21 protein-coding genes and 3 pseudogenes are annotated in these 22,271 nt (G+C 43.4%); 10 read left to right on the top strand and 14 right to left on the bottom strand.

Going from position 1 to position 22,271, the window contains the following annotated elements; translation table 11 throughout:
- Nucleotides 1–331 precede the first annotated feature (331 nt).
- Both ACFVRY_RS21680 and ACFVRY_RS21675 read right to left on the bottom strand, forming a co-directional pair.
- Nucleotides 332–808, bottom strand: a complete 477-nt coding sequence (locus ACFVRY_RS21680) for a TetR family transcriptional regulator (protein WP_387502375.1) — start codon at nucleotides 806–808, stop codon at nucleotides 332–334.
- Nucleotides 809–812: 4 nt separating this feature from the next.
- A pseudogene (locus tag ACFVRY_RS21675) lies at nucleotides 813–1,055 on the bottom strand (NAD(P)H-dependent oxidoreductase); the annotation flags it as partial.
- Nucleotides 1,056–1,471: 416 nt separating this feature from the next.
- Between ACFVRY_RS21675 and ACFVRY_RS21670 the strand changes: the two are divergent.
- The 9 genes and pseudogenes from ACFVRY_RS21670 to ACFVRY_RS21630 all read left to right on the top strand — a co-directional run.
- Nucleotides 1,472–1,573: pseudogene (locus tag ACFVRY_RS21670) on the top strand (zinc-ribbon domain-containing protein); the annotation flags it as partial.
- Between the two features lie 18 nt (nucleotides 1,574–1,591).
- The gene (locus tag ACFVRY_RS21665) at nucleotides 1,592–2,761 is read left to right on the top strand and encodes an FxLYD domain-containing protein (protein WP_387502462.1); all 1,170 of its coding nucleotides are present in this window, start codon (nucleotides 1,592–1,594) and stop codon (nucleotides 2,759–2,761) included.
- Between the two features lie 14 nt (nucleotides 2,762–2,775).
- The gene (locus ACFVRY_RS21660; RefSeq protein ID WP_387502374.1) at nucleotides 2,776–3,912 is read left to right on the top strand and encodes a S1C family serine protease; all 1,137 of its coding nucleotides are present in this window, start codon (nucleotides 2,776–2,778) and stop codon (nucleotides 3,910–3,912) included.
- Nucleotides 3,913–4,248: 336 nt separating this feature from the next.
- Complete coding sequence (gene poxB / locus ACFVRY_RS21655; RefSeq protein WP_387502373.1) at nucleotides 4,249–5,970, top strand: ubiquinone-dependent pyruvate dehydrogenase; 1,722 nt, start codon at nucleotides 4,249–4,251, stop codon at nucleotides 5,968–5,970.
- A gap of 628 nt (nucleotides 5,971–6,598) precedes the next feature.
- Nucleotides 6,599–6,838 carry a DUF896 domain-containing protein gene (locus tag ACFVRY_RS21650; RefSeq protein WP_387502372.1) on the top strand — a complete coding sequence of 80 codons (240 nt, stop codon included), beginning with the start codon at nucleotides 6,599–6,601 and terminating at the stop codon, nucleotides 6,836–6,838.
- A 68-nt stretch (nucleotides 6,839–6,906) separates the two neighbouring features.
- A pseudogene (locus tag ACFVRY_RS21645) lies at nucleotides 6,907–7,964 on the top strand (LLM class flavin-dependent oxidoreductase).
- Between the two features lie 100 nt (nucleotides 7,965–8,064).
- A complete protein-coding gene (locus ACFVRY_RS21640; protein WP_387502371.1) occupies nucleotides 8,065–8,829 on the top strand; it encodes a pirin family protein in 765 nt (254 codons plus the stop codon).
- 47 nt (nucleotides 8,830–8,876) lie between these two features.
- Entirely contained in the window at nucleotides 8,877–9,329 is a 453-nt protein-coding gene (locus tag ACFVRY_RS21635) for a MarR family winged helix-turn-helix transcriptional regulator (protein ID WP_387502369.1), read from the top strand.
- A gap of 902 nt (nucleotides 9,330–10,231) precedes the next feature.
- Nucleotides 10,232–10,639, top strand: a complete 408-nt coding sequence (locus ACFVRY_RS21630) for a hypothetical protein (protein WP_387502367.1) — start codon at nucleotides 10,232–10,234, stop codon at nucleotides 10,637–10,639.
- Between the two features lie 175 nt (nucleotides 10,640–10,814).
- Here the strand turns inward: ACFVRY_RS21630 and ACFVRY_RS21625 are convergent, their stop codons facing one another.
- Together ACFVRY_RS21625 and ACFVRY_RS21620 are read right to left on the bottom strand one after the other, a co-directional pair.
- Entirely contained in the window at nucleotides 10,815–11,522 is a 708-nt protein-coding gene (locus tag ACFVRY_RS21625) for a DsbA family oxidoreductase (protein ID WP_387502366.1), read from the bottom strand.
- A gap of 270 nt (nucleotides 11,523–11,792) precedes the next feature.
- Nucleotides 11,793–12,302, bottom strand: a complete 510-nt coding sequence (locus tag ACFVRY_RS21620; RefSeq protein WP_387502365.1) for a hypothetical protein — start codon at nucleotides 12,300–12,302, stop codon at nucleotides 11,793–11,795.
- A gap of 114 nt (nucleotides 12,303–12,416) precedes the next feature.
- Between ACFVRY_RS21620 and ACFVRY_RS21615 the strand changes: the two genes are divergently transcribed.
- Entirely contained in the window at nucleotides 12,417–13,595 is a 1,179-nt protein-coding gene (locus tag ACFVRY_RS21615) for an epoxide hydrolase family protein (protein WP_387502364.1), read from the top strand.
- A 110-nt stretch (nucleotides 13,596–13,705) separates the two neighbouring features.
- Here ACFVRY_RS21615 and ACFVRY_RS21610 read toward each other — a convergent pair whose 3' ends face one another.
- The 10 genes from ACFVRY_RS21610 to ACFVRY_RS21565 form a co-directional block, all read right to left on the bottom strand.
- Nucleotides 13,706–14,083, bottom strand: coding sequence for a VOC family protein (locus ACFVRY_RS21610; protein WP_387502363.1), 378 nt, complete (start codon nucleotides 14,081–14,083; stop codon nucleotides 13,706–13,708).
- 82 nt (nucleotides 14,084–14,165) lie between these two features.
- Entirely contained in the window at nucleotides 14,166–14,678 is a 513-nt protein-coding gene (locus ACFVRY_RS21605) for an SRPBCC domain-containing protein (RefSeq protein WP_387502362.1), read from the bottom strand.
- Nucleotides 14,679–14,706: 28 nt separating this feature from the next.
- Nucleotides 14,707–15,051: an ArsR/SmtB family transcription factor gene (locus ACFVRY_RS21600; RefSeq protein ID WP_387502361.1), complete on the bottom strand. Its 345-nt coding sequence runs from the start codon at nucleotides 15,049–15,051 to the stop codon at nucleotides 14,707–14,709.
- 360 nt (nucleotides 15,052–15,411) lie between these two features.
- Nucleotides 15,412–16,764, bottom strand: coding sequence for an LLM class flavin-dependent oxidoreductase (locus ACFVRY_RS21595; protein WP_387502360.1), 1,353 nt, complete (start codon nucleotides 16,762–16,764; stop codon nucleotides 15,412–15,414).
- 27 nt (nucleotides 16,765–16,791) lie between these two features.
- On the bottom strand, nucleotides 16,792–18,120 hold the full coding sequence (locus ACFVRY_RS21590; RefSeq protein WP_387502359.1) for an LLM class flavin-dependent oxidoreductase: 1,329 nt from the start codon (nucleotides 18,118–18,120) through the stop codon (nucleotides 16,792–16,794).
- 55 nt (nucleotides 18,121–18,175) lie between these two features.
- On the bottom strand, nucleotides 18,176–19,111 hold the full coding sequence (locus ACFVRY_RS21585; protein WP_387502358.1) for a glycine betaine ABC transporter substrate-binding protein: 936 nt from the start codon (nucleotides 19,109–19,111) through the stop codon (nucleotides 18,176–18,178).
- A gap of 25 nt (nucleotides 19,112–19,136) precedes the next feature.
- Nucleotides 19,137–19,787: an ABC transporter permease gene (locus ACFVRY_RS21580; RefSeq protein ID WP_387502357.1), complete on the bottom strand. Its 651-nt coding sequence runs from the start codon at nucleotides 19,785–19,787 to the stop codon at nucleotides 19,137–19,139.
- 307 nt (nucleotides 19,788–20,094) lie between these two features.
- Nucleotides 20,095–21,042: an SDR family NAD(P)-dependent oxidoreductase gene (locus ACFVRY_RS21575; protein ID WP_387502356.1), complete on the bottom strand. Its 948-nt coding sequence runs from the start codon at nucleotides 21,040–21,042 to the stop codon at nucleotides 20,095–20,097.
- Between the two features lie 13 nt (nucleotides 21,043–21,055).
- Complete coding sequence (locus tag ACFVRY_RS21570; RefSeq protein WP_387502355.1) at nucleotides 21,056–21,514, bottom strand: MerR family transcriptional regulator; 459 nt, start codon at nucleotides 21,512–21,514, stop codon at nucleotides 21,056–21,058.
- 315 nt (nucleotides 21,515–21,829) lie between these two features.
- Nucleotides 21,830–22,264 (bottom strand): MarR family winged helix-turn-helix transcriptional regulator, encoded by a 435-nt coding sequence (locus ACFVRY_RS21565; RefSeq protein ID WP_387502354.1) that lies wholly within the window; start codon nucleotides 22,262–22,264, stop codon nucleotides 21,830–21,832.
- Between the last annotated feature and the right edge of the window lie 7 nt (nucleotides 22,265–22,271).

Below are 22,271 nucleotides of genomic sequence, written 5' to 3'. Positions count from 1 at the left end.
ACTCCGGTTGTTTTTGCTAGACATGCACCCTATTGTGCTCCATCCATGCCGTGGCCAGTCGACCAACGATCGTGCTGGCGTCCGAACCGTCTAGCCATCGGTTGGCTTGTAATCAATACTGCTGGTATCCATGAGTGGTCAAACAATCCCTAGATATGGGAGTAGGACTCGATCTAAAATATTTGGCAGGTGAATCACGTTATATTAATGGTAAGAGTAGTGCGGAAGGTGACGGACACAAGAGTGTTGACACTAACTTGGCCTATCTGAATGACTGGTTTCATGGTGAATGAAGATAGATTTCAATTAAAACATATGGGCTTCTAGTCAATTATTCTCCTAATATTATTAATGAGGCTTTCTTGGCTACCTCTTCTTTGTCAAATGGAACTTGTCCAGAAGCCCATAAGTAACCAGCCTCAAGGATAATGCTGGCATATATCGGCACATAAAAACTCTTCTCTATATCTGCGTATATGAGATCTAAACTTTTTGATAATTTTTTTTTCAACTCAAATAACATTTTATCTTTCAATTGCGGGATTAAACTAAAATAACTGCTACGACATTGAAAATTTGGTGGTTGATGATAATCACACACAGCTAGAACGAGCTGATGAATGTATTCTTTATCGAATTTCATATTTCCTGATGTGTGTTTTTCAATGACAGCCGAAGCAGATTCATTAACAATGTAATCCAATAATTCGTATTTATCATTGAAATGGGCATAGAATGTAGCTCGATTTACTTGCGCTCCTTTTGTCAAATCAGCTACTGTTATTTTTTCAAAATCCTTCTCATTCACCAGTTTAACAAACGCATCTCCATAATGGAAATACGAAGATAAGAGTATCTGCAGCCAGAATTCGGTTCATTTCCTTGCGGACCTCGAGAGTGTGGACTTTGTTAGGATTAGACCAATCTCGTTCATCTTCCAATGTATACACAGGGTTAAATCCATCATGATGTAAATCGAGCAGATCTACCTCATGGTTATTTTTCTTCAAGCCTTCTACCAAACGCTGCATGACCTGATCTGTGAGAGAATCTTGGCGAGGGTGAGTGACAGTAACTTAGTATATAGATTAAGAACGATCGTTTAATGTAATATTTCACCGATGATACAGTTGATTCGAAAGGAGGCAGTAAGTTTACGCTTGCTTGTGACATGTGGTTCGCAAGCAAAGAAAAGGTATCTTCGGACAACCTGCTCAGAGAATATCGACAATCTTTAAGCCCAGACGTAGGAAATTTAGAATAATAATCGTTCACTCAAAGCGGGAGACAGACGAGTAAACACCTTTAAGAATAGACAGCTAAATAAGTCTCAAAACTCAAGCTGGCGCCAATACGCATTGAAATCACCAAAATATTCTCTTATTCATCCACAATATGGTATAGTAACAAATAGTGACATAGGTCTATTAACCTATACGCTTCGAGTAAGAGCCAGCTATTAAATAGATTTGTGTATAGTAAGAAAAAGAACTGCGGGGGGAGCAAGGTGTTTTGTCATCAGTGTGGGGCTAAGAATGCCTCGGATCAGAAAATATGCGAAAATTGCGGGGCCAGATTGTTAACAGAAGAAATGAGATTGGCCGTTCTGGAGATGGCTGCAGATACAGAGGTGCTTCGGCAGCCGAACACTTCGGCCGGAAAGCAAGAAGAGATTGCGCTGCAAGGGACGTCAACATCTACTTCTAAGAAAGGCAGTAGCCGGGTATTCCAGTGGGTCATTCCGTTATTGCTTGCAGGGGTCATTGGTACGGGACTTATGCTTTACTACAATCATGAATTGTCCATGAATCAGGAGGTAATGACTCTACAGCAGAACGCGAAGAAGGAGGCTTTGACTGGACGTTATTCGGATGCGGTTCAACTACTGGAGCAGGCTATTGAAAAAAGACCCAGCTACGCTGCTCTGACTCGGGACCGGGAACTGGCGGTCAAAGCCGCTCAAATTAAATCTCGGTTGGATATTGTCCCTAATCAGTTAAAATCACAGAAACTAAATGAAGGCGAGAAATCGCTGAAAGATATTGCGAACATGATCGGCAAGCGGGAAGAACCGCTATTCGCTCCCCTTCAGAAGGGACTTGCAGAACAGCAAACGATGCTGAAAGTGCTTCGCATCAAGGGCGAACTGGATAAACTGAGTACAATTAGTGCATTGGCGGACAAGTTGGATAGCATTCGCAGTCTTAATGGCCAGGAAGCTGCAGCAGTCAAAGCACAGATTATAAACAAAATTACCGGGATTAGTTATTCATCCGCTGAGGCCAAGCTGCGAAAGAAAGACTTTGCCGGAGCGCTGGCAGAAGTGGATACTGGATTGTTTTATAACTCGGATAATGAGAAGCTGACGGCATATCGTAAGCAAATTACTGAAGCAAAACGGGAATTCGAGAAGGCTCAGGCGAAGCGTATACAACTTGCCGAGCAGAAAGCAGCGGAAGAAGATTTGAAGAACCGCACGGCAGCGGTCAATGTGTCAGATCTCCAAGTGATTCTTGATGATTACGGTGATCTCTCAATCACTGGGACAGTCACGAACACCGCCACTCGCCCAATCTATTCCATTAGCCTCTATCTGGAGATTTATAGCAGCGATTCGGGAAGCTATATTGGAAGTACATATGCTGACGTTTCACCGTATAAGCTGAATCCTGGAGAATCAGGATTGTTTTCAACCTCATACTATGGGGTGTATCAACAGGTACAGGTCTCGGCTGCCAATGCATCGTGGTATCTAGAATAGGAGTATCGAAGAACATGAGTAAAGGAATTTGGATAAGCACATTAACATGTCTGGTTCTTGTTGGTTTGGGAGGCGGGGGCGCCTACATGATTCACCGGACGGCCGAGAACCAGTTGACTGGGCAACCGCTACTTGCGGTACAAGCCCCATTGAAGACGACCACAGAGACTATCAAGACACAGCCGGTAAAGACTCGGAAAGCCATCATTGATGACAGTCAGAAGCTGGTGGTCACTATCGAAAGTGGGACCGGACTCGGGTCAGGTTTTCTATATAACGATCAAGGCGACCTGTTGACGAATGCCCACGTCGTAGCTGGTTCGTCCCAAGTGACGATTCGAACACTGAATCATGAAGAATATAAAGGGAAAGTCATTGGAATCGGCACGGACACGGATATTGCTGTGGTTCGTGTTCAGGAGCTTAAGAAGCTCAAGCCGCTTCCTTTAGCAGAAGGTTACAAAGCAGCAGTAGGGGACGAAATTCTCGCACTTGGCAGCCCGCTGGGACTGGAGAATACGGTGACAACGGGTATTATTAGCGGACTTGGTCGCAGTTTTGATATTGATCCTTATACATACAGCAATTTGTACCAAATCTCTGCACCCATTACTCACGGGAATAGCGGAGGACCACTGGTTAGCGCTGAAACGGGAGAGGTGCTGGGCATTAATTCGGCTTCCGTCACCGAGGAGTCAGGATTCGGGTTCAGTATACCGATCGCAAGCATTCTGCAGCAGGCCAGAGAGTGGTCTAAGACCCCGATGAGCAAACTTCCAGATGTGGCTGGTACAAATGATTATGGTACAGATCATGACGGAGTCATAGTGGACGAGCGGGATATTGTCTCGTTTTTCTATCAATGTCTGAACAATGGTGATTATGTTACAGCCTATTCTCTTTTGGGTAGCGAATGGCAGGGTGGAACAAGCTATGAGAAGTTCCGAGAGGGATACCTGAATACCGGTTACATTACACTCGGACGCCCCTCCCTTGAAAAGCAAGCGGACAGTACTTTGGTCAAGGTGGACATTACTGCCGAAGAGCGGCGGAAGAGCGGTACCATCTATCAAAATTACCGGGTGAGTTACACGGTGGGTTATGAAAACGGAGAGATGAAGATTCTTCACGGTAAGGGGAAGAAATTTTAGATTGCGGAGAGAAGGGTGCATCGGTGCAAGCAGTAGTCGACCTCCTCAGCAAGCAATTATAACTGCAAAAGTACAGAGATCGTAAACCGCACGCATACGGATAAAGACGGGCACGGCAAATTTGACCACGACAGAGAGGAATTGATTTTTCATACTATTGCTACAAGGTCTTCTCCTTCGCTAAGGACAGGACCTTGTTTTGTTATTTGCTTAACCAACAACTCCAAGATGTGGATTTCTGCACTTTCTTCTTGGTTCAGTCTTAAATCGTTGTGAAATCAAGAATAGGCTGCTCGTATTATGGCAATATAATAAAAATAGAAAGGAGAGATTCCCTTGAGAAGAACGATAGCGGATTCCATTGTGGAATCCCTTCTGAATGCCGGCGTGAAGCGGATTTACGGCATTATCGGTGATTCGCTCAATGCCTTGCTTGATGCGATTCGTCGTTCCGGAAAAATAGAATGGATCCACGTCCGCCACGAAGAGGTTGCAGCGTTCGCAGCTGGCGCGGATGCCACCCTCAGCGGGGCAATCGCCGTATGTGCGGGTAGCAGCGGACCAGGTAATTTGCATCTCATTAACGGATTGTATGATTGCCATCGAAACCGGGTACCAGTACTTGCGATTGCCGCTCATATTCCGAGCAGTGAAATCGGCAGCGGCTTTTTTCAAGAGACCCGTCCGGACATGTTGTTTCAAGAATGCAGCTTCTTTTGTGAGGTCGTAACCGGGCCGAAGCAAATACCTCGAGCGGTTACGATGGCGATGCAAACCGCGACGGCAAGGTCGGGAGTGTCTGTCTTAGTTCTTCCTGGTGATGTAGCCGCTTTCGAATACGACGAAAGTTCGGTTCCGGAACGCGTCATCCATTCCACCCGGCCGATTGTCAGCCCTTCTACAGACGAATTGAAGACGCTTGCTGACTATTTAAACAAAGGTAAGAGGATAACCTTGCTATGTGGTGCCGGCTGTGCAGGAGCTCATGCTTCACTCATGAAGCTGTGCGAGAAGCTGCAATCCCCGATGGTCATAGCGCTCCGAGGAAAAGAATATCTGGAATACGACAACCCGTATTCCGTCGGATTAACCGGCCTCATTGGATATTCTTCCGGATACCATGCCATGATGGAATGCGATGTCTTACTCATGCTGGGCACCGATTTTCCATACCGGCAATTTTATCCGCAAGAAGCGACCATCCTTCAGGTTGATTTGGATTCCTCCCGCCTAGGCCGGCGAACGCCGCTCGCATACGGGGTGTGCGGAGACGTGAAGACGACGGTCGAAATGCTGTTACCCTTTTTAAAGGAACCGCACTCCCCTGATCATCTGCAGCGCTTTGCCGCACATTATGCCAAAGTTCGCGAGGAACTGGACAATCTTGCAAATCCCGGCCGGGCGCCTATTCATCCGCAATACCTCATGAAGGTAATCAGCGATCTCGCAGATGAGGATGCCGTTCTGACTTGCGATGTTGGGACGCCAACTGTGTGGGCTGCCCGATACTTGAGGATGAATGGAAAAAGAAGGCTTTTGGGCTCGTTTAGCCACGGAACAATGGCGAACGCCATGCCTCAGGCGATTGGGGCGCAGGTTGCACAGCCGGGACGCCAGGTCATATCGCTGTCGGGGGACGGGGGACTCACCATGTTGCTCGGAGATCTATTGACCCTTCGTCAGCATAAGCTCCCGATCAAGATCGTTGTCTTTAATAATGGTGCGCTTGGATTCGTGGAATTGGAAATGAAAGCAGCTGGCTTTTTAGAATTCGGCACGGAACTCGACAATCCAAACTTTGCGGTGCTGGCTCAAGCCATGGGAATCGAAGGAATCCGGGTCGAGGATCCGAATGACTTGGAAAGCGCAGTTCGCCGAGCGCTCGAACATGGCGGTCCGGTAGTGCTGGACGTCGTCGTCAATCGTCAGGAACTGGCTATGCCGCCGAAGATTAACTTCGAACAGGCACGCGGATTTACGATGTGGATGTTGAAAGCCGTTTTGAACGGGCAAGGCAACGAAATCATCGAACTGGCGAAAACCAATCTCCTTCGGTAATAAATAAGAGTACTTTTTAAATGCTTGTTGAAGACCGAATTATTGAAGTTAAGTGAGTTGCAGGAAAAGATGAAGACGGCATCAGGATGTGCATTCAAGCGGCTAGAAAAAAACAGTTGTTGCTTTGCTCGAATAATGATCAGACCAATCTATTTAAACCAAGTTGCTGAACCGGTGATTCTTTTGCCGGCTTTTTTATTTTATCGGAACAAGTTCGTGTCCTTATATGGCTCTACTGACGAGGAATGATTGCATGTTTTCTATTCTATTTTGATGAATGAGGCTTTTGATCCCACACCAAAATGAAGGAAGGGCGAGACGTTCTTCCTTTTCTCGCATGTACTCTTCTTCTTCATCTCTAATTTTCACGATAAACAGTAAGATACCAATCGTGTATTGACACAAATTTATCCTAATGTTAGGATAAATAATATTAGGACATCTAATATTATGGTGAATTAGTTTTGATAATTACTAGGACAAAGGAAGTATTAATAAAAGAGTAAAATATTAACTTGCTTACACACTGCCAAAAATATTTAACCAAGATTGAAATAGTCATGATTAGATTGTTTGCGATATATCCTAATGTTAGGATAATTTCAAATCATAGAAAGGAGCATTAGTTATGATTTCGAGTTTAAAAAGAATTAATGAACTGGCTGCAAAAGCACGCAATGAAAGCTTAACAGTTGAAGAAACGAAAGAAAGAGCACATTTAAGACAAGAATACTTGCGTGAAATTCGCGGACAACTATTGACGACTATGACTAGTTTAACGCTTGTAAATGAGTCAGGAGAAGACATAACGCCGACAAAGTTAGTCGTCGAAAAAACAAAAAAATATAGAAATGCATTTCCATTTTAAGCTGTTAAAAATAAGAACGTCTGATTAGATTGAATGGGAATAAATTAAATTTCAAGGAAGGTTATTACATGAAAAAATATCGGATTTATCCTGAAAAAGGAATGGAATTTGGCTTATATTCAATCGGGGATCATTTAAGAAACCCGTTGACTGGTCAACGGGTTTCTGCCCAGCAGCGGATTCAAGAAATAATTGAAACAGCGAAACTAGCAGAAGAGGCAGGTCTTGATGTATTTGCGGTAGGGGAAAGTCACCAGCCTCTATTTGCGACACAAGCACATACTGTTATTCTTGGTGCGATTGCACAGGAGACAAAAAACATTAAAATTGCTAGCTCTGCAACGGTACTCAGTACATCGGACCCAGTCCGTGTTTATGAAGACTTTGCAACGCTAGATTTAATTTCAAATGGACGAGCAGAGATTGTGGCAGGACGAGGCTCCCGACTAGGTGCATACGAATTACTTGGTTTTAATATACAAGATTATGAAGAACTTTTTGAAGAGAAACTTGAACTGCTTCTGAAAATTAACGAAGAAGAACGAATTACTTGGAATGGACAGTTCCGAACACATTAAATAATGCAGAAATATTACCACAGCCACTTAATGGTTCAATGCCTATTTGGCGTGCAGTAGGGGGACCGGCGGCTAGTGCCATTAAGGCTGGTTACGCAGGGGTACCGATGATGTTAACTACACTTGGGGGGCCCTCCAGAGCTTTTAAGCCAGCAGTAGATGGTTTTCGTGAAGCAGCCGGGCAGGGAGGTTTTGATCCTGCAACATTACCAATAGCAACAACAAGCTTAATGTATGTAGCAGATGACAGTCAAACCGCGTTACGCGAATATTATCCACATCTAAATAGTGCAACAATTCAATTAAAGGGTGGAGGGTATCCTAAACAACAATTTGCTGCAGCGACTGATCATCGGGATGCGTTGATGGTGGGATCTCCACAACAAATTATTGAAAAGATTTTATATCAATACGAAATGTATGGACACCAACGTTTCTTAGGTGAAATCGATGCAGGCGGAGTTACCATGGATCAAATGAGGAAAAATATTGAGCTTATTGCAACAGAAATTATGCCAGCCGTAAAAAAATATACAACGAAGTCATAAAGAGGAAGCAACTAAAATAAAAGATAATCTAAAAGGCACGATGATGCCAAATATTCTATTAATTCTTAACAAATTAATTTAGTCTTTAGGAGGTATACAAATGAATATTGAAATTATCAAACCACAAGATCAAGCTAAAGGGCAGTTTGATGGAGGGAAAATTAAAGAGCAAAAACCGATCGGCTTTTCCGGAGAAGGCTCTAAAATCGATCGGCTAGGCTCATTATTTTACTGGGCTTGGGCGAACTCGAATGAACCTGCAGAAATTGGCTTTCACCCACATCAAGGTTTTGAAATAATCACTTATGTGATTGAAGGTAAAGCTTATCATCGTGATACGCTTGGAACGGAAAGTATTGTAGACAAGGGTGGAGCCCAGCTAATGCAAACTGGCTCTGGGGTTCAACATGCTGAATCATTAAAAGAACCATCTGAAATTTTTCAAATTTGGTTTGAGCCACATTTAAGCCAGGCAATAAAACGTACACCTACCTATTCTCAATACCGTTCTGACGAATTTTCTGTAATCGTCGATAAAGAAGGAATAACGATTAAGACACTACTTGGTCACGATTCACCAATGAAAATTGTAACTGATGCGAAGATGTGGGAAATCAGTATACCTACTGGTAAGGTGTTTACCCATAGTCTTTTAGAGAATCGAATATTAGCTGGATTAGCTATTAGAGGCGATGGAGCTGCTTCATTAGATGCAAAAGCACCAACTCGATTTGAACATAAAGACTTCATTATTGTTCAATCAGGACAGGCTGGAGAAATAGCAATTCAAGCTTTAGAAAAAGATCTGACCATCTTTTTAATTGAAGTACCGACTGAAGTAGGGTATCCTTTATACAGAAAATAAAGCAATCCTAGTGGAATGTTTAGTGTTAAATAGGAGGATTTGGCTGCATGTATCAGGGAGATGAACAAAGTCAGATTGATTTAAGACTTTTCCGGGTCTGGTTAAAGGCGAGTAAAACTATTTTTGATAATGTCGTAAAAAAAATAGAGAGTTACGAAATTAGTCCAGAGAATTTCATGGTTCTGGAACTTCTTTATAATAAGGGATCTCACACAATCCAAACAATTAGTGAAATATTGTCTATTCCTAGTGGGAGCATCACTTACGTTGTAGATAAGCTTGAAAAGAAGGAATTCGTAAAAAGGGAGCCCAGTCTAACAGATCGTCGAGTTTCAAAAGTAGTTCTAACAGACAAAGGTCAAAATTTATTTCAAGAGATCTTTCCTCAACAAGTTGAAGTGATTTCAAAAAATTTATCTTTTATTAGTAATGAGGAAAAGATTCAGTTAACGGAACTTCTCAAAAGGATTGGACTTGGTGCCAGTCAAAGTTTGCGTTAATAAAATATCTTATGAACATAAAATGATCAGTGAATATATCGACTCAGTATGTTTCCAAGTTGAAAATATAATGTAAAAAGGCACTCAAAAACATCATCGAATAAACCGATGGTGTTTTTCTTTTTGCGTACTAAGCGGGAGTAGGATAAAGTTCTATGACATCAAGTTCTTGTAAACACTGAGACCGACAGACAATAAGTAATGAAGAAGGGCTTTATTCTTAACTATATACATATGTACAAAATACGGGTTTTGTGAATAAGTAATGGGTGAAATCCTGGAACAATATGTTCTTTAGTTATGTACAGTTATTTTCACACTTAGTACTTTACTATTTGTTCATGCCGTAATTTTTACGTTTCCGTTTTACAACTCAATTTAATTTCCTTTTTATTATTTTTTACTTTTAGTCCGATTTTCCTGAAATTGTTTTGTAACTGATATCCTGAGTGACCATACAATAATGTTTCTGTAGCAAAACGCGTCACTGTAGCTCATTGCTATGATAATGTACTTTAATAACGTTAAGTATATTTGGGCAATCACTGACTTCACTCATAAAGGTTCAATTCCTCTGACTAAAACTAATCGGAGTTCTCGCTTAAGTCTAATCTTCATTCATTTTTTGAAAGCGCATTCTTTTCACTTCGTCTCTTATACACCATAATATTACTCTACGTAATAATGAATTGTTATCTAGGTCGACTATTATAACATGACGATTTAGTCCATTCCTATATTTTACATCTCACCCTCAGCACGCTGGAGTAAAAAGCTATGTACAGTAGTTCTGCCCTTTCTTCTGTTTTAACTCTAATGGCTTACTTAATGGAATATGAGTAATTTAATGATCATAAAATTTAAAGGTTGTGGAGTAATCCAATTTAAGGAGGTCATTACTAATGATTCATGCCCAAAATGAACGTCAGATGAAGTCTCATCCAATTCTTTTGGAAGCAACACAGAGTGCAGCAAATCAAATTCTAATTACGTATGATCAGCGGACAGATTTAGAATCAGCAACGCATATTTCAAACTACTGGATTAGGAGTACTATGGAAACTCCTACAGGTATTGCAACTGTGGGAATGAGTGATGCCCTCATGTCTTCCAACTCAATACGTCCAGATATGGCCCAGATCACACCAATTGATAACTCAAATATGAGATTTCATATCACGTTTAGGGTTAATGCAGTGTCAGGTGTTTTGTATACCGTACTCCCCTGTTTTGTTAGCCTTGAGGGAATGACAGGTTATATGGGGGCGAATTGGGGCCCCGCAAGTAGAAATGTATTTATTAGTATGTAGAAATTAATAATGATTATTCATTGTTACATTTGTGCATTTAAATAAACCTGCCGAGTTCAAGTGAATCCGGCAGGTTTAAATTCTTCTAACAACTACACCGTTGGATGTCAGCTCTTTTCTCTTACAGTATTCTTATATTAACAGGTGCAGCACGTCTGCGAAATAATGACTAATATTACACATTACAAACCCCGTCAATGCAGCTATCATCACCATCTGATACATTCTTTTCTTCCAATTCCTGAAGTTTCTTCTCCTCATCCCAGACCGAGTTCAACACATTCAAGAAAACTTCCTCAGGCTGAGCACCTGACAGGGTGTATTTATTATTAAACACGAAGAATGGCACGCCTGAAATGTTTAGCTTCTTAGCTTCGGCGAAGTCTGCTTTGACCGAATCTGTATAAGCATCGGATTTAAGCATTTGCGCTACGTCGCGTTCATTAAGCCCCATCTCTCTGGCCAAGGAAATAAGCACGCCATGGTCGGCAATATTCATACGCTCTGAAAGGTATGCGCGAATGAGGCGTTCTGTTAATTCAGCCCCTTTTCCCTCTTTTGCTGCATAATGAGCCAAACGATGACCATCGAATGTATTCGCAATAACAACTTGGTCATAATTGACATCGAGTCCTGCTTCTTTTCTAATCATTTCCGCTACTTGTGCTTGCTTGACTTTCAATTGGTTGACACTCATTCCCTTTTCCCGGGCAAGTTGCTGGGTACTAAGCGTTCTATTTTCTGCATTCGGATCAAGTTGAAAACTGCGATACACAATTTCTACTTTATCTCCCATTGCAAACTTGCCTAGTGCATTTTCAAGTTTTCTTTTACCTATCACACAAAAAGGACATCCAAAATCCGACCAAACATCGATTCTCATGATTATTTCCTCCAATGAATTAAATTGATTTTCCATCGCTAAACAACAACAATAAAGACCCTTAATATCCATAATTAAGACGCAAAACTGTAACACTTCTTATGTTCTCATGGCTTGTAAATGAGTTTGGATACATAACTTTTTGCAGAACTACAACTTATCTAATCCCCTCTTTCAATTGATATTATTATAGACCTATATTATCCATAATAATTGATACAACTTCATTTTGCAATGACTTCATTGATTCGAATTACAATTAACCAATATTCAAATCTTGATTTGCAAAGATGAAAAATGTACACACTTCGTCAACTCTTCGAGTGTAATTTTTTGCGGATAATACTTCTTTATTCTGCACACCCAGAGGTCATCACTTTGCGCCTGCACTTCCATACCTAGCACGAAGAACCATTCAAACAACAGCGGGTACGCTTTTTCAGTTACACGTGGCACTCCATTATACAGAGGATTACTTTCAAAAAGAGAACGTCCTGTTTGTATTCTAGGTCCTGAAGGAAAGTAATCCTTCGTTTCGGAAAGCGTATTGGTGTTAAGAAATTCGGGAGGAAAGCTGAAGGATTGTGCGGATACGTTATTCTTTTCAAGCATATGCACATGATCTTCTCCAGTCAAGCAATGGATGCCAGGCGAATTAATAGAAATAGGACGCTCGTTTAGTATTCCTTTTAACTTTTCAGACGTAATCAAAATTATCGTTAACCGTTCTGGATATGGAAGAATACTGCAATCCTCTACGGCTACAAATTCTATGTTCACGGTGTGTTCCTTGTGTCTGTCAACCTGTGGCCTGATGATCACCTATCAAATAGTATAGTTAGTTGCTTCACTTATGCCAGTGTAACATACAAGTTCAATGGATATAATAACGCTATGAATCAAGACAGGGAGGAAATCATAGTGGCTATTAAACCGTTTCATATTCATGTCTCCGATGACACTCTTGACGATCTACAATATAGACTGCAGCACGTCCGCCTGCCAAATCAGTTAGAAGACTCCGGCTGGGAGAGAGGAACAGATTTAAGATTTTTAAAATCACTACTTTCCTATTGGCGGGATCATTACGATTGGCGTGCACAAGAATCTAAGTTGAACCGCTTGTCCCAGTTTCACTGTGAGATCAATGAGATCGATGTCCACTTTGTACACGAGCGTGGTAAAGGCCCTAATCCTATGCCAATTATTCTTACCCATGGATGGCCTGACAGCTTCCTTCGTTATCAAAAGATTATTCCTCTCCTTACCGATCCGGCTAGTCATGGAGGTGATCCTGAGGACGCTTTCGATGTCATTGTCCCTTCATTGCCTGGATTCGGATTTTCAAGTCGCCCTACTAAGCCTGGCTTTAACAATTATAGTGTTTCCCAGATGTGGGCTAAGTTAATGACACAAGAATTAGGCTACACAAAATTCGCCGCTGCAGGTGGAGATATCGGCTCTGGTGTGACTAGGTATTTGGCAGCAAATGAGCCAGAACTTTTATTTGGCATCCATCTAACGGATGTTGGCCTTATACGAAGTCTCATGACTTCACAAGATGCAGAACTTTCTGAAGAAGAAGTGCAATATAAGAAGAACGCTTCTTCATGGTTAGCGAATGAGGGCGGTTATATATCCATGCAATCTACCAAGCCGCAGACGCTTGCATACGGACTATCTGATTCGCCGGTAGGTGTGGCTGCTTGGATCATCGAGAAACTTCGCGCATGGAGCGATTGTAAGGGTGATCTGAGCCAGAGATACAGCAAGGATGAGTTATTGACTCATATCATGATCTATTGGGTGACTAACACCATAGGATCATCTACACAAATGTATTACGAAAATTCTCACTCCTTGCCGCCACTCGGTCACATAGAAGTTCCAACAGGCATGGCCATATTTCCTGCAGACATCGTGCTGCCTCCTAAATCCTGGGCTGAGCGAAATCTGAATATTACTCGTTGGACTACCATGCCTGCCGGCGGGCATTTTACCGCTATGGAAGAACCAGAGGCGCTGGCGAACGACATTCGCGCATTCTACAGACCTTTGAGAATGAAAAAATAAATAGTAGTCGAGTGTAGCCCGGAGCAACTTAAAAGCTCCTGAACCGCCGCAAGGGCTAGTTCAGGAGCTTCTTCAATGTAGATATGGGGCGTTTGATAATTCAGTTCACTTTATTGTCCTTTTTCCATTACCGCAAAATAATTCTGTTCATTATCTGCGAAGTTGAACACTCTGCCATTAGGAAGCTCTACAATTTCTCCAACGGTAACATTTTTGTTCTTCAAATCACTATATAACTGATCGAGATTGTTCGTGAAGTACATTAGAGAAGGTGTTCCCAGATTCATTCCAGGATTCATTTTAGCAACGAAATCCTTGTTATGAAGAACAATGCTAGTTGCTGCATCTTTTGGAGCAAGCTCAATAAATCTCACCGGGCCACTAGTTTCATCTGCAATTACCTCAAACCCTAGTTTTTCTGTCCAGAAGTCTCTAGATTCATCTTGGTTATTTACATACAACATCACTTGGCCAATTTTGTTAATCATAATTGTACACTCCTTAGGTGAAATAATTTATCTCAAGCATTGGCATTCTAACAATACAGGTGATAGTCGACTTATAAGATCGTTACTTAAACGACTCCAATCGCTCTTCCAGGCGATTCCAAGTCTCGGTGATTCCTTGCAGCATGCCCATATCCATAACGGTTTTAAGCGCCTCTGCCGATGTATATTCAGCACGATTTATTAGTTTAGTCTTGCCGCCCAGATCTATAAATTCCAACGTCATTAAGGTCGATGGCAGGGACTCATTTATATTACCCTCGGCATCACAGAAGTAATCGTTGTAGATGATCTTCTCCGTCTCGACGATTTCCTTATAAACAGCTTTCGCCCACGATTCCATGCCATAAAATGTACCTTGATTCGGATCAACGCACTTCATACAATAATGCCATACACCGCCTGGACGGAAATCGATGGTGCATACCGGGATCTCCCAGCCTCTCGGTCCCCACCAATGCTTGATATGCTCAGCTTCCTTAAACATCTGAAATACAAGCTCACGCGGAGCATCGAATACGCGTTCCAGTACCAGGAATCGATCGTTCTCTACTTTTGACACCATATTGTTTGACATTGTGACTATCCCTCCCAATCTAATATGATTACGGCTTATCCTTATTTTGCAGTTCACGTAAGTAATTATCCAAGTTATCGAACCGTTCTTCCATAAGATGACGGAAGGACTGCACCCAAGAATCCATCGCTTGGAAGGGCTCAGGCCGGAGTGTATATATCCGACGGTTCGCATCTATTCTTACTTCTACAATCCCGCTATCGCTAAGCACTTTCAAATGTTTCGACGCTTGTGGTTGACGTAGTCCTAATTGGTCAGCGATTTCGCCCACGGCCAGAGGACCGCTGCGCAACAATTGAACAATATTCATGCGATTCGGTTCAGCTAAAGCACTCAACATCGTTATATCCATTCCCGGACTTGTGCCGGACATGTTGCTCACCTCTGCATTTAATGGTTGTTATCTAACCATCTCCTTGATTTAGAGTGACTTTCAACCTGCTGATCACAATATACCCCATAAAGAATATTCTCGTCAAGGAATATTGAAGATAAATCCCACAGGAATTTGATACCAGATATTTAGATACTGGGCATCAAAGCATGGATTCATTCTCTACCCATTTCCAAATCTCATCAAAGAACGAAAAAAGCCCTCCTCCGCTACGTCCGAAGACGCATAGGAAGAGAGCTCTCTTGATAATAGAACAACAAAATTCTGAACATAAAATAAGCAATTCCACATAACCAACCCAACATAAAAGGAACGAAAGGCAGTCAGCTTCGACCTCAGCTACACACGGACTTTAGCATAACGATTGGCGGGACGCTTAAGCCCCAGATGCTCACGTAGCGTTCGTCCGGTATACTCTGTGCGGAAGACTCCTCTGCGCTGCAGCTCAGGGACAACCAGATTCACGAAGTCATCCAGACCGCCCGGCAGATGGGAGAATGAGACGTTAAATCCATCCGCTGCCCCCTTCTTGAACCACTCCTCCATGATGTCGGCGATCTGCTTCGGTGTTCCGGCAAGGGAGCGTTTGTTAGTCACTCGCTCGTATAGCTGGCGAAGCGTCAGACCCTTGTCCATCAGATCGAGGATACCCTTGAGGACGGTTTTACTCTGATTATATTGATCGAGATCCGGACGGAACGGCAGCGGCTCATCAAGCGGGTAGGATGAAACATCCTGGCCAAGATGATGGGAAAGGATATCCAGGCCTAACTGAGGAGGTGTCAAGCTCTCCGTGAGCGCGAGTCGCTCCTTCGCCTCTTCCTCTGTCCGGCCGATAATCGGCATAATGCCGGGCAATATTTTCAGATCATCACGGTTTCTTCCGTACTTGGCCATTCTCCCCTTAAGATCCTCATAGAACTGCTGACTTGCCAGCAGTCCCTCCGCTGAATAAGAGCTGACCAGGGCGAAGACGACCTCCGCTCTAGCTGCTGCCATCTCCTTGCCGGCCTCCGAAGCTCCCGCTTGAACCAACACGGGATACCCTTGCGGGGGTCTAGCCACATTGAGCGGACCATGAACCTGGAAGTGGTTGCCCTTGTGCTGAATCGTGTGCAGCTTATCCTTATCTGCGAAGTACCCGCTCTCTTTATCAAGGAGCAAAGCATCATCTTCCCAACTATCCCACAACCCTTGCGTTACATCCACGAACTCCTCGGCTCGTTCGTAGCGATTGGTATGCTCCAGATGTTTGTCACGGCCAAAATTACGCGCCTCCTCATCCGTTTGCGAGGTAACGACATTCCATGCCGCCCGCCCATTGCTGAGGTAATCCAGTGTCGCCAGCTTCCGGGCGATATGGTATGGCTCATTGTAGGTGGTAGATATTGTCGCTGCCAGTCCGATATGCTCAGTGGCAACGGCCAACGCCGAAAGCAAGGTGAAGGGCTCAGGGCGAACACTGATGGCATGGCTAATGCCCGATTCGAAGCGATCCCACACGTACAGCTCATCTGCATAGAAGAACATATCGAATTTCCCGCGTTCTGCAGTCTGAACAATGTTCCTATAATAATTGAAATCAAGCAGTCCTTGGGGATTCGCGTCAGGATGTCTCCAGCTGGAAATTTGCCCTCCCGCCGGGAAAAACATCATCGCCCCAAGCGCCATTTGCCGCTCTGGTTTGCTCACTTTTGTTAGCCTCCCTGTCATGTGTTCTTAACGTGAATAACGGTTGACTGGCCGTGTCAGGCCCAAGGTATCCCGCAGCGTACCCCCAGGATATTCTGTGCGGAATAGTCCCCTGCGCCGAAGTTCTGGCAACACTAGCTCTATAAAATCGTCGAGGCCTCCTGGGAGATGCGCGAATGGCATAATGAATCCATCGGCCGCTTCTTCTTTAAAATAAGTTTCCATCACATCCGCAACTTGCTCTGGTGTGCCTGCAAAGCTGTTATTGTAGATTTTTTTGAACAACTGACGCGGCGTTAGGCGCTCTTTTTCCAACAGCTGGATAACACGATCAATTCTGCTCTTGCTCTGATTGTTATTTTCCTGGCTAGGAATAAAAGGAAGCGGCTCGTCCAGCGACAAATGAGAGATGTCCTGCCCTAAATAATGTGACAGCAGATCCCGGCATAATGCATCAGGGATCAGGTCTCCGACAATTTCAAGCTGCTCCTTGGCCTCGGCTTCTGTCCTTCCGACAATGGGTATAAATGACGGCATGATTTTCACTTCATGTGGCTCTCGGCCATATTTGGACAAGCGTCCCTTCACATCCCGGTAGAATGCCTTTGCATCTTCCAGTGGAACGAATGGAGAGAATATAATCTCGGCTGTTCTCGCTGCGAGTTCCTTTCCGGATTCGGAAGCACCTGCCTGAACCAGGACAGGATGGCCCTGCGGCGGACGGGACACATTAAGCGGCCCGCGAACCTTGAAAAACTCACCGGAATGATTCAGGTAGTGTACCTTCTCAGGATCAGCGAATTCTCCCGACTCCTTATTCATTACAATGCTGTCTTCTTCCCAACTGTCAAACAGGCCCAGCGTGATATCGACGAACTCGGCTGCTCGTCTATACCGCGTGCTATGCTCCAGATGCGTTTCCTTATTGAAATTTTGTGCCTCTTCATCAGCTGAAGAGGTGATTACGTTCCATGCGGTTCGGCCCTTGCTAAAATGGTCCAGCGTTGCCATCTTCCGAGCTATATGATAAGGCTCGTTGTACGACGTAGAAATCGTAGGCGCCAGTCCGATATGCTTCGTAACAGATGCCAAAGCAGCCATTAACGTAATCGGCTCCGGACGGATGCTGTTTGCCCCGCGGATGCTGGAATCATAGCGATCCCAGACGTACAGATTGTCCGCATAGAAGAACAAATCGAATTTGGCGCGCTCCGCTGCCTGAACGATATTTTTATAGTAATCGAAATCCAGCATTTGCGAGGCGTCCACCTTCGGATGTCGCCAGCTAGCAATATTCTCGCCGGATGGATAAAACATCATTGCTCCAAGTGACATTTGACGATTATGATTCCCCATATAAGAGCTCCTCCCCAATACGAACGGCAATGCTGCCAATTCAATTATCAATCAATTATTTCAGAAAACCTTCTTGCTTCAACCATGCTTTAGCCACATCTTCCGGCTCTTTCTGCTCAGCGTCTACCTGTCTGTTCATCTCACGAATGGCTTGAAGGGATACTTTGTTGCTCAGCTTATTAAGCACTTCTTTAAGTTCAGGATGTGCTTTCAGTGTCTCATTGCGTACGAGCGGTGCAGCGTAGTAAGGAATAAAGATATGTTTATCGTCCTCCAGCGGAACGAGATTGTTCACCTCAAAAATACCTTTCGTAGCCAGGGTTATAATTACATCCGCTTCTTTATTTTTAAGAGCTTCCAGCTGCAGTGGTGGGCTGGAGATACCCATAAGCTGTTTAAAGTTAAATCCGTACGCTTCCTTAACGAGTCTATATCCGTCTGGACGGTTGGATTTTTCGATCAGCGGCTCTGCTGCAAATATCAATTGGTTTGAATGCTTCGCCAATTGAGTCAGATTAGTAATCCCATATTTATCTGCAACTTCCTTCCGTATAGCAAACGCGTACGTACTGTCAAACCCGAGCGGATCCAGCATGGTCAGATTTTCCTGCTCGTTCAGCATGGTCTTCACTTTGTTATATACCTTCTCAGGATCACGCTCTGGTGCCTGCTTTAAAATATTCATTAGAGCTGTGCCCGTATACTCCACATAGGCATCGACATCACCCTTCTTAATCGCTTCCCAGAGAATATTATTATCGAGCTTCACGGTTTCTACATTAATCGAAGTATTTTCCGTCACAATCAGTTTAAGCAACTGTTGCATAATATTTGACTCGGTATTCCCCTTAGTCGCGATAACGATTTTAGAGGACTTAGCATTACTGCAACCCGCAATAACAAGTACAAGGATAGCCAACAACAGAATGCTTACCTGCTTAAACGTACGCTTTTTCAATTTCTGAACGAATGATCTCTGAGATGTTTGCATGACTTTCTCTCCATTTCATATTTGTTTAGTAGGATTTATTCTTTCGCAGCCCTTTGGGCGTTAAGAATCGATTGAGTTGAAGCAGTCCGATATTGATCAGAACAACCAGTACAGATACAGGGATCGCACCTTCGAGAATTCGCGCTGTGTTCATATCATTAATCCCAGCCGTAATAACATCTCCAAGCCCGCCAGCAGCAATGAAGGTCCCGATTGTAGCCATACTAATCATCTGAATGGCCATAAGCCTTACACCTGCCAAAATATAGCTGCGTGCGATTGGGGCTTGAACCATCCATAGCAGCTGCCAGTTTGACATCCCCATCCCGCGACCTGCTTCAGACAGTGCAGGACTGACTGAAGTGATACCCACATAAGTATTCTGGAGTACTGGCAAAATGCCATAGAAGGTAAGCACGATCAGGGCTGGTTTAAATCCGATGCCGAACACTGGGACCATAAAGCCGAACAGTGCCAGAACGGGAATCGTCTGTACGGCAGAAACGACTGTAATAATAGAATTGGCCATTCTCTTATGGTACGAAAGATAGATTCCCAAAGGAATTGAAATCAGACAAGCCAATGCCAGAGAAAGTAGAGACAAATGGATGTGCTCCAACGTTTTTTCAACAACTATTGGCCAATCCTCCTGTAGCGTGTTCCAAAAATGGTTCAAGCGGCATCCCCCCATTCTTGGGAAGATCCATAACTTTCTCCCACCTGTTTTAACTCTAAATCCATAACTCTCATCATGTTCTAATCCTTTCTCCAAAACAAAAAGATCTCACCTTCCCGTCGCGTTAGCTTACAGGAAAATGAGACCTCCGAATGGTAGGGTCGACCTCTAAAATTATTAAATTACGATAATTGATAATCGCAATTTAATATTAAATTCATTTTAGGAAATTGTCAACGATTATTCTATATTTTCTTATCGGATTTATATGTTTTCTAAATTTGTAATGTGAGTTCGTTTATTTACGTTATAGCTCCTTGTTTAGCTCCACTCTTTCACTGCTCCAGTCCCATAGCTCAACTGCACGACTGACATCGTAGGACTCTTCGGAGGAGGCAATGTCCTTTGTACCGTCCCAGTACGTTCCACTCTTCACCGATTTTTTTAATACTAACTGAGCAAGATCATTGCCGGACTGTTTGGTTGAACGTATACCCGAACTCACGAAACGGAATAATGGCATGATATGATTCCAGGCAAATTGCATAACGGGATTATAGTCCCTGGCCAGTGCCGAGCCTTTACCGGGCATCATCCCAGGATTAAAGGCGACAACGGATACGGATGGCTTGGACTGCTGAACCCGGCGAGACAGTTCGTACGTAAAATACAGATTAGTAAGCTTGGAAGTCCCATAGCGGACCATACCCTTGGAAAAGTCGTTCAGATCGTGCAGGTTCTGATCTGAAGCCGCAGGGTCGGCCATGGTTCCCGGACTTGCATAGCGAACGGATGTCGCGGAATTGCCCCTTGATTGGTGCGTATCACTGCTGACTACAACGATACGACCCGGCTCCTCCAGTTGATTATAAAGTAGCCGCACAAGCAGGAAATGACCCATATGATTGACACCAAAGGTTGCCTCAAGGCCATCCGCGGTTACTTGAGTGCCCTGTACAAAAGCGGCGCCGGCATTGCAGACGATAGCATGAAGCGGAGGAAGATCTGTCTTCGTGAATTGGTCTGCGAATTGCTCAATCGACGAGAACGAAGATAAATCCAATACCATCGCAGTTATATGGGGATTACGAGTATCCTGAATCAAAGCTTGTGCCGCTTCCTTTCCTTTTTGCTGACTGCGTGATGCGATGACGACATGCCACTCGGTTGAAGAGCTGGCAATGACTCTTGCCGTTTCAAATCCGAGTCCTGTATTACCACCTGTAATAATGACTGTTTTTATAGCTGTCTGCATTTATCAATCACCTCTACTCTTCTTTTGAAGTTTCCGTGCAATTCGTACTGCTTGGATTTTCGAAAATCTCCCGAAAGTTCTGAATTTTAAACTCAATGATTTTTTGAATTTCAGACAATCTGGCAATTTCACTTTGAATATTCCGATTATGCTCCTCCAGTAGTGACAGTCTTCCAGGTATGGTCTCATCACCAGAACTCGTCATTTCCTGAAATTTCTTCATTTCTGCTATCGTCATTCCAGTCGCTTTCAATCGGGTCAGAAAAAGAATACTATGAATTTGTTCCCGGCTATAAACCCGATGCCCGTTTTTCTTCCGATCAGCATAGGGCAGCAATCCAATTTTCTCATAATAACGAATTGTATCTTCTGTTAGGCCTGTCAACTGTGCTGCTTCCTTGATGGAGGTGACTAGCTCCGGAATTTTCCGGATGAGATTAGCCCATTCAGTCTTACCAGGGAATTGGGACATTATTGTTAATGAAGCCTCCTTGTAGATGTAAATCCAGGGTCCACCGCATCTCATCTCTTTAGAATGGATTTGAAATATAGTGGCCTGTTAAATGTACAACTTGGAGTACACTCCAAGTCAAGCCATCCGATCTAGCGACTGTACTTCAATGTTGTTTCCTAAAATGATCTCGTTTAGTATGTAATCCCGTGCATACAAACAGAAAAACACCTCCAAAGTCGTTCACCACATCTTCTGATATGGGATCATTCTCTGAAAGGTGTTTTGTTTGTCCTGCCCAATTGGGGATAAATACCCTTATTATGGTAATTATGTTCACAGATTTTTAGGCAGTGTCATTTGTTCAAAGAGTTGTCTAACTTCCTCAGTAGAGAAAGCCTTAGACAATTCTTCATTAAAAGTGACCATAGCGCTATCTATTTTAGATTGTCCGAGATCTGTCAACGCTGTATAGATACTGCGGCGATCTTCATCACAAGAGATTCTTTCCAGCGCACCACAACTTCGCGCTTCGAAACGACTCACAAGTCTGGATATCGCACTTTGGCTCAGCCCGATCATGGATTCCAGTTGTTGCAATCGAAGTTTTTTCTCAGGCGCTTGCGATAAAAACATCAACAAATAAAAATCATTTAAAGAATAATTATGTTTTTCCATTAGCTTTGCCTCTAATTTATTCGCAACAGTACTTTGCATTTGTGTAAAGGCTAACCAGTTAGCGATAAGATTATTATTAGACGTAGTAGTCATCTTACAC

The sequence above is a fragment of the Paenibacillus sp. NPDC057934 genome (genome assembly GCF_042887565.1).
Taxonomy (GTDB): domain Bacteria; phylum Bacillota; class Bacilli; order Paenibacillales; family Paenibacillaceae; genus Paenibacillus_AQ.
This window is presented reverse-complemented; position numbering and strand designations above follow the sequence as displayed.